This window comes from Halorubrum halophilum, assembly GCF_000739595.1.
GTDB lineage: Archaea > Halobacteriota > Halobacteria > Halobacteriales > Haloferacaceae > Halorubrum > Halorubrum halophilum.
Window position 1 is genome coordinate 1 of record NZ_BBJP01000056.1, and the last position, 9,844, is coordinate 9,844.

General features: G+C 51.5%; 10 protein-coding genes and 1 pseudogene. 8 read left to right on the forward strand and 3 right to left on the reverse strand.

Annotated features, from left to right (window positions below):
• The 3 genes and pseudogenes from ACP96_RS14190 to ACP96_RS14195 form a co-directional block, all read left to right on the forward strand.
• Window positions 1–190: pseudogene (locus ACP96_RS14190) on the forward strand (IS66 family transposase); the annotation flags it as partial.
• A 48-nt stretch (window positions 191–238) separates the two neighbouring features.
• Complete coding sequence (locus ACP96_RS18135) at window positions 239–691, forward strand: zinc ribbon domain-containing protein (protein WP_004595431.1); 453 nt, start codon at window positions 239–241, stop codon at window positions 689–691.
• Between the two features lie 2 nt (window positions 692–693).
• The gene (locus ACP96_RS14195; protein WP_004595432.1) at window positions 694–1,302 is read left to right on the forward strand and encodes a TetR/AcrR family transcriptional regulator; all 609 of its coding nucleotides are present in this window, start codon (window positions 694–696) and stop codon (window positions 1,300–1,302) included.
• 108 nt (window positions 1,303–1,410) lie between these two features.
• Here ACP96_RS14195 and ACP96_RS14200 read toward each other — a convergent pair whose 3' ends face one another.
• Window positions 1,411–1,926, reverse strand: a complete 516-nt coding sequence (locus ACP96_RS14200) for a mechanosensitive ion channel family protein (protein ID WP_237561677.1) — start codon at window positions 1,924–1,926, stop codon at window positions 1,411–1,413.
• Window positions 1,927–2,061: 135 nt separating this feature from the next.
• Between ACP96_RS14200 and ACP96_RS14205 the strand changes: the two genes are divergently transcribed.
• Together ACP96_RS14205 and ACP96_RS14210 are read left to right on the forward strand one after the other, a co-directional pair.
• On the forward strand, window positions 2,062–3,231 hold the full coding sequence (locus ACP96_RS14205) for an AI-2E family transporter (protein WP_049908306.1): 1,170 nt from the start codon (window positions 2,062–2,064) through the stop codon (window positions 3,229–3,231).
• Between the two features lie 162 nt (window positions 3,232–3,393).
• Entirely contained in the window at window positions 3,394–4,128 is a 735-nt protein-coding gene (locus tag ACP96_RS14210; RefSeq protein ID WP_050033810.1) for a CBS domain-containing protein, read from the forward strand.
• A gap of 185 nt (window positions 4,129–4,313) precedes the next feature.
• Here ACP96_RS14210 and ACP96_RS14215 read toward each other — a convergent pair whose 3' ends face one another.
• Both ACP96_RS14215 and ACP96_RS14220 read right to left on the reverse strand, forming a co-directional pair.
• Window positions 4,314–6,812, reverse strand: a complete 2,499-nt coding sequence (locus ACP96_RS14215; RefSeq protein WP_050033811.1) for a PAS domain S-box protein — start codon at window positions 6,810–6,812, stop codon at window positions 4,314–4,316.
• Window positions 6,813–7,181: 369 nt separating this feature from the next.
• Window positions 7,182–8,108 carry a hypothetical protein gene (locus ACP96_RS14220; protein ID WP_050033812.1) on the reverse strand — a complete coding sequence of 309 codons (927 nt, stop codon included), beginning with the start codon at window positions 8,106–8,108 and terminating at the stop codon, window positions 7,182–7,184.
• A 54-nt stretch (window positions 8,109–8,162) separates the two neighbouring features.
• On the opposite strand from ACP96_RS14220, the gene ACP96_RS18825 reads away from it, so the two are divergent.
• From ACP96_RS18825 to ACP96_RS18140, 3 genes are all read left to right on the forward strand, one after another.
• Window positions 8,163–9,125, forward strand: a complete 963-nt coding sequence (locus ACP96_RS18825) for a hypothetical protein (RefSeq protein WP_154020487.1) — start codon at window positions 8,163–8,165, stop codon at window positions 9,123–9,125.
• A 124-nt stretch (window positions 9,126–9,249) separates the two neighbouring features.
• On the forward strand, window positions 9,250–9,444 hold the full coding sequence (locus ACP96_RS14225) for a hypothetical protein (protein ID WP_050033813.1): 195 nt from the start codon (window positions 9,250–9,252) through the stop codon (window positions 9,442–9,444).
• A partial coding sequence (locus ACP96_RS18140; RefSeq protein ID WP_161785366.1) for an AAA family ATPase occupies window positions 9,425–9,844 on the forward strand: 420 nt, incomplete at its 3' end. The genes ACP96_RS14225 and ACP96_RS18140, both read left to right, overlap by 20 nt.

A 9,844-nucleotide genomic window follows, 5' to 3' on the forward strand; every position in this document is an offset into this window, starting at 1 on the left:
CTATACGTATATCAAAATCGGAACGCTCCGTAATGACCGAGGAATGTTCGTTCACGAGACGGTCTTGTCCCTGCTGGCGACGTGGCGCCAGCAGGGACGCAATCCATACGAAGAGCTTCGTCGAGTCGTCAGCAGCAATGATATGATCTCACGGGCTCACGCTGTGCCGGCTGTCGAGACCTCGGGGTAAACACATACGACGAAGGTTTTAACACCTACCGAACGTTTAGTCAATAGTATGGGACGAGTCTCGTTCAGCAACAATCCACTACTCGCTGCGCTTCTGGGAACAGTGGTCACCGGACTTGGCCACTTCTACCTCCGGCGCTGGCTGAGAGCGCTTGGATGGCTAGGACTCACCGTTGCTGCTTCAGTTCTGTTTGTCCCCGAGTCAACGATATCCGCGCTTAGTTCGGGTACGCTAACCGATCCATTCTCGATTCTCCCGATAGTCCTGATCAGTGCCGCTAGTGTCCTTGACGCGTATCTCATCGCGAAAGTTAGAAGACAACCCGATAGATTCCAAGCAAACAATACTGTCGGATCAACAGGGGCTGATGAATCTCCCGCCTGTCCTGCCTGCGGAAAGCCGGTCGATCCCGATCTCGGATTCTGCCACTGGTGTACAACCGAATTCAACGTTGTCGACGTCTCCAAACTGGAACGAATCGACGAGAACCAATCGGACTGACTATGGCTTCTGATTCACCCAAACAGCACTGGAGCACCGCCGAAGAAGAGATTATGGAAGCCACCTATCGAGCACTACTCAAGCACGGTTACGCCGACCTGTCGATTTCCCGAATCGCCGACGAACTCGATAAATCGAAGGCTGCTATCTACTACCACTACGACACGAAAGACGACCTTCTGGTCGCGTTTCTCGAGTTCGCCGTCGATAGATTCGAAGAGACGATCGAGACAGAGACAGGCGACGAACCGCCAGAGGATCTCGAGCACGTCATTGAGAAGCTCCTCCCGCTTCAGCCCGACGAGGAGCAACGACAGCTCCAAGCGGTGCTAGTCGGTCTCCGTTCCCAAGCCGTGACGAACGAGGTATTTCGCGAGCAATTCACGCAGATCGATGAACGACTGGCAGCCACCGTCCGGAGCATCGTCGAACGCGGCATCGACGACGACACTTTCCGTGATGTCGACCCGTCGCGGGTCGCGGAGCATATCCTAGCGACGGTCAACGGCGCGATGTACGGTCGCGTGACGACAGACCGCAAAAGCGCCGCGGCGGCAGCACGCGTCTCGCTGGCCTCGTACATCGACTCCGAACTGAGGTGCCGGTCGTGACTCAAGTGGGGAGATAGGGTGACAAATCTCAGTCGTGCGGACGCGATCGCCGAGGCACGAACTCCACTCGAAGGAAATCGGTGACCGAGGAAGGGACACTGCTCCCGCTCACTCGGATCGATCTGTCGATGAGGTCGGCGAGTGTGAATCCGCCTCAGGTTGGCCGCTCAACTCGTCGTCAACGACTCGAAAGCCACCAGTCTCTTTCCTCCCCATAAGTTCACGTTGCGGGAACGGAATCTTGATTCCCTCGCGTCGGAACGCGGCCTTGACATTGTGGATGACTACTTGGGTAGCTCGCCATTTCCGTTGTGGGGTCGGTTTGTCGATCCAGAATCGCAGTTCGAGTATCACGGCCGAATCGTCGAACCGAACCGGGAGTACCTGCGGGGCGGGCTGACTCATGATCTCCTCGAGTTCCGTGAGCGCATCCAGAGCGACAGATTCGGCATGGTCGGGATTAACGTCGTAATCGATCCCCACTTCCACCCGGAGCCGAAGTTTCCCTTCGATGCTGCGATTGATGATGGTTCGATTGTTCACGGCTTCGTTCGGGAGCACGACGTGTTCACCGTCCAGATTACGGAGGCGGACGTTGTTGATGACCTCAGTACTAATCGACATCTGATCAGAGTATATCGCCTAGGGGAATTTCAACATAGGACTTGCTAGAGGAATAGAATCTTGAGTCCTGCCGAACAAAAAGTCACCCACCCCACACCAACATACCTTTCTTGTAATGTGGCAATTAGTAGGTAAATGGAATATAGCTCAGGACTACGACGGCGGATTCTCTTTGGAATTGGAGGGTTAGGATTAGTAGCTGCGGTCGTTTTTGTTTTAATCCAGTTTCAGGCAACGCTCATATTTGCAATCTTTCTTTACTACGCAAGCCGCCCAATTTATCGTAAACTCAAGAGCCTCTCGCTTCCGTCGCGACTCCAAGGCCATCGCGTTCCCTATCGCCGTCAAGTTCTTGCCATGGTTACAATTGCTATTTTCCTACTGCCGTTTCTCTTTTTGCTCACATACACCCTTGTACTGGTAGTTCCCGAAATCCAACGGCTCGCTGGCGGGGATGGTCCTGGTGTAGCATATCTGTCTGCACTACAGTCGGCACAAGGAAGTGGACTTCCGGGTCCACTCGTAGGGCTAGAAATCAGTGACATACTTGTGCTGAGCCCTGAGGAAGTCGTAGCAATCCTCAACGACCCCGCAGTTCAGACATGGGTCGAACAAATGGTTGCTACGCTGACCGGTTCAGTCGGGTTCATCGCAAACGCAGCACTCCATGGATTCATTCTTCTGGCCGGGACATATTATATGCTTACTGACGGCTCCCGACTTGTAGACTGGTTTCTCGACAATTTTGATGAATCAGGTGTTGTCGGGTCATACGCGGTAGCTGTTGATGATGAACTGTCTTCCATCCTCTTCGGTAATATCTTAAACGCATTTGTGACCGGTATCATCGGAATTCTTGTCTTTTCTGGATATAATCTCGTTGCACCAGGAGCAGTAAACGTTCCATTTGCGCCCCTAGTCGGCGCACTCACAGGAGCAGGAAGTTTAATACCAGTTGTGGGAATGAAAATTGTGTACCTCCCTGTCGGAGCAATTCTCGCGATAGCTGCTGTCACCAGTGGTCAGGCAAGCGCGTTCGGCTTCGTGATCCTGTTTCTCGTTTTGGCGTTCGTAGTCGTTGATACGATTCCTGACTTTCTAATCCGCCCGTATGTGAGCGGCAACCGGACACATGTGGGCCTACTGATGTTTGCCTATATTCTCGGACCGATCGCGTTCGGGTTCTACGGGATTTTTCTTGGCCCAATACTGCTTGTCCTCCTCGCAGAGTTCTTTAGAACTATTGCATCGTACGTTCTCACCGGCAGACAGCCACATGAACAATCAAGTCTCTCGGACTACTGAATAGCCCGCTAATAGCAATGTTTGTCTCCATATCTGTGAACAGAAGCCGAGACGCATCTTACCGACCAACACCTAGAGACATCAAATACTACGTGGACACAGCGGTCATTTGGACACAGACGGAAACACATAGTTAGCTACGGGCCAACCTTCTAAGCATCCGTGTACACAATCGCTGACCTACCTATCGGCAATACACTCCAGACGGTTGAATACGATCTCGGGCTCGAATCGGCACTCCGTCAGATGTCTGAGCACAGCTACACACAGATCGGTGTCGAACGCGACGGCGAGTTGGTCGGGATTGTCACCTACAGATCAGTCGTCCGGACTCTCCTTGCATTCCATCAACTGGAGGTCGGACACAAAACGCTCGATAAGATTTCGGTCGGCGCAGCAGTCGAAGATGCACACACCATCAGCGAGGATGAGAACCTTCTGGCCATATTCGATGCACTCGCAGAATACACGTACATCGTGGTCGATCGAGACGACGAGTGGCGGATTCTAACCGACTACGACCTCCTGACACGACTGAAACAGATGCTTGAGCCGTTTCTGTTGATCGAGTCCATCGAGATGCAGTTGCGCAAGATTTTCACGCGAGTGTTCGGTGATGCGCTGTCGGAGCAGCTAGCCGAAACGTTCGACGAGGAACACCCACTGCCAACGCCAGCGTCGATCGAGCATTGCAGTTACGCACACTATGCCCAATTCATCTCGATTCATTGGGGGGAATTTGAGTCGCTCTTTGATGATCAACAGGACGTGATCCGCGAGTTAGTGCTTGAAATCGGGGATATGCGAAATCAGCTCTTCCACTTTCGAGTCGACGACCCGGACGAATTTGACCGAGACCTGCTCCGCTTCGGTCAGTCGTACTTTTCCTCCGTGTGACTTCTGAGTTCGTGCGCGGGGGGTCCTGAGTATCATACGGCTTGTCGGCAAATCGAGCAACTGGCTTGGGCTCTATGTATTGAAAGAGCCAGTCTCAACTACTGGTGGACCCCCAATTTGATTCACGCACCCGCAAATCGCCAGACTACAGTCCATCAGCAATGTGTTACACAAGAGTTTAACGTCTATTTATTCACGAAATTAACGTTCGTGATCTCAAACCGTGCTCCACCGTCCGTCCCGTCCGTAACGCGAATCTGCCAGTCGTGAGCATCGACAATCTGTTTGACAATATTCAGTCCGAACCCAGTTCCATTTGCCGACTGCGAGTAGCCGAGCTCAAAGACAGCGTTGCGTTCGTCGGTCGGAATGCCTGCCCCATCGTCTTCAACATAGAACCCGTCGGTTAGTTCTCCGACCGTCACTGTCACTTCTGGCCCACCGTGTTCAACCGCGTTTCGAAACAGGTTCTCAAATACTTGCTTGAGACGACTGCTATCTGCCCACACGGTTCGATCGACGGTAGTAATTACGCGTCCCTGCTCCATCTGAACGTTCTCCTGGCACCTGTCAGCTATCGTCGCGAGATCAACCGGCTGAGTGTCACTCACCTCTTTATTATCCCGAGCCAAAATGAGAAGATCTTCAATCAGCGCCTCCATCCGCTCTAGTGCTCGGCGGACACTGTCGAGATGGTCGCTGTCACACTCGTCGGCCACCAAGTCAAGATGCCCGGTAGCAACGTTCAGCGGGTTCCGAAGATCGTGTGACACAACGCTGGCGAACTCCTCTAGTCTTTGTTGGCGTTCTATCCGCTGAGTAATATCCTGAAACGTGCCGCGCACACCAACAATTTTGCCATCCTCACGCCAAGGCTCGCCGCGGGTACGAACCCATCGCACCTCATTGTCAACTGTGACGATGCGTAACTCCAACTCGTATGGTTCCCCGTCAGTTAACACTCGCTCGACGGCATCCTGAATCGTCGTCTGATCTTCCGGATGATAGAACTCGACGGCGTTCTCGACTGTTGGTTCGAAGTCTATGTCGACGCCGTGAATCCGGTAGACTTCATCGCTCCACCGGAGTGACTCAGTTCGGCGGTCAAGCTCCCAGCCACCGACATCTGCGACGGTTTGGGTCTGTGAAAGGAACTCGTTGGCCTGCTCAAGTTCCTGGCGTTGCTGCTTGCGTGTCGTGACATCACGATATAACCAAATGTTCGCTTCACCTTCGGACAGGGTATATGGCACGTAATCACGTTCCAACACGCGACCATCTGTGAGTTGGAGTTCCTCGTTTTGAACCAGCTCCCGGTGTTCAAGTCGCTCGGAAACCACTTCGATGAACTCCTCTGGATCAGTGAATCGGTGTTTAAATTCTTCAGCTGCTGTGGCGCAGTCGTGTCCAATTACTTCCTCACTGTCGATCGGGACGCCAAGTGTTTCGCCCAACTGGTCGTTTGCCATGAGTACGTCACGTTCAGCGTCTTCAACGAGCACGCCCATCGGCAGATTCTCGACGATTGTGCGAAGGACAGTATTTGTCTGCTCAAGCTCTTGTTTGCGCTCTTTACGCTCGCTGATATCACGCAAAATCCCAACTGAGCCCTCGAATAACTCCCCTTCGTACGGCAAGACGCCCATATGATCCTCACAGGGAATTGGCTCACCTTGATTGGGCAGAATCTCGATCTCAAACTGTATGCTGTCGGGACCGTCCGACGAGAGAATCCGCCCAAGGTGATTTTTCGAGCGGTCGACCACCTCCGATGATTTGATTAGTGTTGGTGACGCTCCAATAATTCTCTCACGCTCGTACCCAACCATTTCGATGAACGCGTCGTTCACGTATTCGAAGTGTCCTGTTTCATCAAGTACGTAGACCGGGTCGTTGAGAGTCTCGACGAGTGTGCGAAATTGAGTGAGTGCCATCTCCTGTTCCTGTTCCACAGAGCGATCCCGTACCGAACAGACTAGCTCACTGGTGTCCGTCTGCGCAACGGTATGATCTTCGACGAAGGTCGTCCCATCGGCCCGGAGCCCAGTCGTCTCTCCGCTCCAGTAGCCGTCCTCGGCGACCGTCGGCAAGATAACGTCTCGTACGATCGCTGTGTCGCTGTCGGGGTAGACCAGTTCCCAGTGTTCCCCCTCCATCTCGTCGGGGTCATATCCGTAGATGTCTGCGTAGGCCTGATTGACGTAGATAAACTCATCGTCCTCATTAAGGATGCTGATGCCTTCTTGCGCCGTTTCAATAGCTTTGCGCTGCCGTTTGCGCTCTTTGTCTGCACGATATCGTTCGACGGCGTTTCGCAGTCGGTTCGCCAATACAGTATACTGGTCAGCTACACGCTTTTTCTGGAGATAGTCAGTCACGCCAGCGGAGATAGCTTCACCAGCAACCTCCTCAGAGCCCTTGCCAGTAAACAGCACGAATGGCAGGTCAGGATAGTTCTCTCGGACAGATTTGAGAAACTCGATACCGTTCTGTGAAGGCATATCATAATCAGAGACGATACAGTCAAAGTCGCCACAAGAAAGGTGTTCTAGCCCCTCACTGGCGCTCGTCGCTGTCGTGACGGTGAAGTTATCATCCTCGCGTTTCAGAAACTCCGCAGTTAACTCAGCGAAGTCTGGTTCATCGTCTACATGAAGCACGTGGATGCTTGCTTCACTGTTCATGAACGAATACAATAATGGCTGGATAATAACACTATCCAAGCATTTCTCAAGACAGAAATTCAGAGGGTTGCCGACACGCGGCATTTCACCAGAATAGCGGCGGATACTCGATGGTACAGCCGACACTCGCTGGCTCCGTTAGCCTTTGCGTAGCACATTATTGAGGGACTGCGGTCTTTCGGTTTGCGGTGCGTGAATCAAATTGCGAGTTCACGGTGGCGATGCTTAGAAGATCGATTAGTTCCCCTGCCCAACTAGCAACGACTGTACCAACAATCTCCTACAGAAGAGCGACCGTACAGAAAACGGGGGTTGTCTGAACACTAGGAATAGAACTAATCCTATGGCTAAAGCTCGGCCTACAGCGTCTCACATGCTTGAGTCTGTATACGGAGATGCCAGTCTGAAGAAATCAAGATCGTCTCTGAATTGAGCGACAGTGTTCATAATCACTGAATCAACGTCCACATCAGCTGTCACAACCTCGTACGTATTCCCGACGAACTGTTGATACTCATCTACAATCTCTTCTGCCTTCCCACGTATCTCTCCAACCCCAAGATCTGTGAACTTCCAGAGTAGCGCAAGCGTCTGGGTCGCCATTGACGTAAGATACGTCACAAACTCTTCCGGGGCCCGGAGCCCAGTTGGGACAATTCCGCGGATGACGTAGTGGATCTCACTCAGTATGAGCCGATGAAGCCCTTTCAGCGTTGCATCAATCGTGCCTGAGAATCCACTGTGCCGGAGTGAATAGAGGAACCGATTGTTCAGATACCTCGTACCTCGCCAAGCAATCTGGTAGTTGATCGGGGTCGCAAACAGAATCGCCTCCGTAACGAATAGTCCAATCGCACGATAGAATTCGTGAAACCGCTCAGCAGCTATATCCTGAATTGACTCGACTGAACCATGAGCGAGATCTAAACTGTTCGCACTAATCAGAAGGTTATGCGTCGCAATCACGAGGGCAACCCCAGAACTCAATTGAGCTCCCGTCATCGCGAGCCGAGCAAGTTTGCTGTGTCCAAGTCCGATATCAAGGCTGTCTTCAACGACTTCAACGGTCTTCCGCGTTCGCTGGAGGCTCCGATCGGTTGTACTGAAAAAGTAATTCACGTCGTCGACTCCATCTTCAGTTGGGAGGTCTGTGTCATCAAGTTCTGCGTAGATTGTAGAGAGATCATCAGCAAGTTGGACTGACTGGACACGTCGCTCGCCACGTGCGTGTACCCGCAGCCCAGATTGGATTGTGGACTGTATCTCGAACAGCCGTTCTGGGTCTGGTTCTGTCATGTCTGATTGATTGAGCCGCAAGAATTTAAGTATTGTAAACAGATGGACAAGATAGTGGACTCTCTGAGCCAGTATCTTCGGGATCTAGATTCCGAGGATATCCGCGGTGAGCTTACTCGACGTCGGCTGCTATATGGTGGTGCTGCTGTTGTAGTGGGTCGGGTAGTGCTGAGCGGTCAGTCAGATGAGGACCAACCAAGTATAGAAGAGCAACTCACAACCGCTGAGACACAGTTCGCGTCGACAGCAACAACAATTGATGACACTGATGTCACAGACCCGCAATCTATCTGGAAGCTTCGCGACGAGGTGGACACAGCGGTTGATACTGTTGCTCCCATTCTCAATCAGGATTTCCCCAATGACCCGGAGATAGAGCAACGAGTCAGTTCGCTTCGGACAGCAAAAGAGTACTACAGTATATTTCTGATGTCGTTAGCAGAGGCAGAATCCACTTACAGAGCGATCGATAATACCGAAATCGACGTACTCAATCACGGCGTCGACACTGACTTGAATCCAAGGAGGGAGCTAGAGACAACCTCGTTTGAGCAGTCAATAACGCAGCTGGCGGACGCTGAGCGAGAACCAAGAGAGATCACTTCACAAGGCCGAACGCTTGTTCCAAATCAACAAGCTGTGGTCAGCTCCCTTTTGACTCAGCGAGAGGTTTTTGAACGGTACATTCGTGCACAGCAATCGTATCTAGATTCAGCCACTGCGATCGAAGCTGGAGTACGAGCTTTCGAGCAGTCACGCTTTGATGACGCACAGGCCAATCTACTCGATGCTCGTGACTCGCTATTAATCAGTATTTTTGAGTCGGGCAGATCCTATCGGTTATCTACGATGGGACTGACATTGGACCAGTATGAAGAATTATTCCGACTTCGAGAGGAGGGTGTATCTGAATTGCTTGCTGCCACCAAGGAGTCTGTTTCTGAATCAGAGCAGCGCTCTGTAGCCAATACAGCTCTTAATAAATTCTTTGAGGCACGTGATCTTCTTCCTATTTAAATCAGATACAAGTTAGAGAACTCATTCCTCCGCTATACTGACCTGTAACATTAGTGGTGATCTATAGTACATCAACGATCTCCTATTGCCAAGTTATTTAATTATGTTTTTTATACTATAATCTATGGTAGATGGAGGTCGGGATTTGGAGCAAGAAATTCAAGCATCGTTTTCTGAGAAAATCTCGGATGAGGATTCGGTTCCAGACTCGGTTGCTGATAGATTAAATGAGTTGGAGCTAGCGGGTGAACTCACGGAGAGTGCTGAAATCAAAGACGTGATTGATGAGGAGGTTTCAGATGCAGATTCAGAGTATTGAGGTAGAGAATTTTCGAGGGATTACGAAGTGGAGCGATGAGGACATAAATGGTCAAAATGTTAGAATTCTAGGTCCAAATGGTTCTGGGAAGAGTTCAGTCATTCAAGCCATTGAATTCCTTTTGACCGGCGATATAGACCAACTTCGGGGGCGTGGTAAGCAGCGGGTATCTTTCCGAAAGCATGCTTCCCACATCTTGGCAGATCCAGATGAGGCAGTTGTTCGTGCAACTGTCGAGGAATCCGGAGAAGGCCAAGTACGTGTTGAACGCTCAGTGGGAGATACTGACCAACTAAATGTAATAGAGCCAAGTGACAAAGATCAGCCACCGGGATGGTTACAGCAACAGATGGACATCGCATCTCTTGGTTATTCGATTTGTATGTGTTTAGCCCGGGCT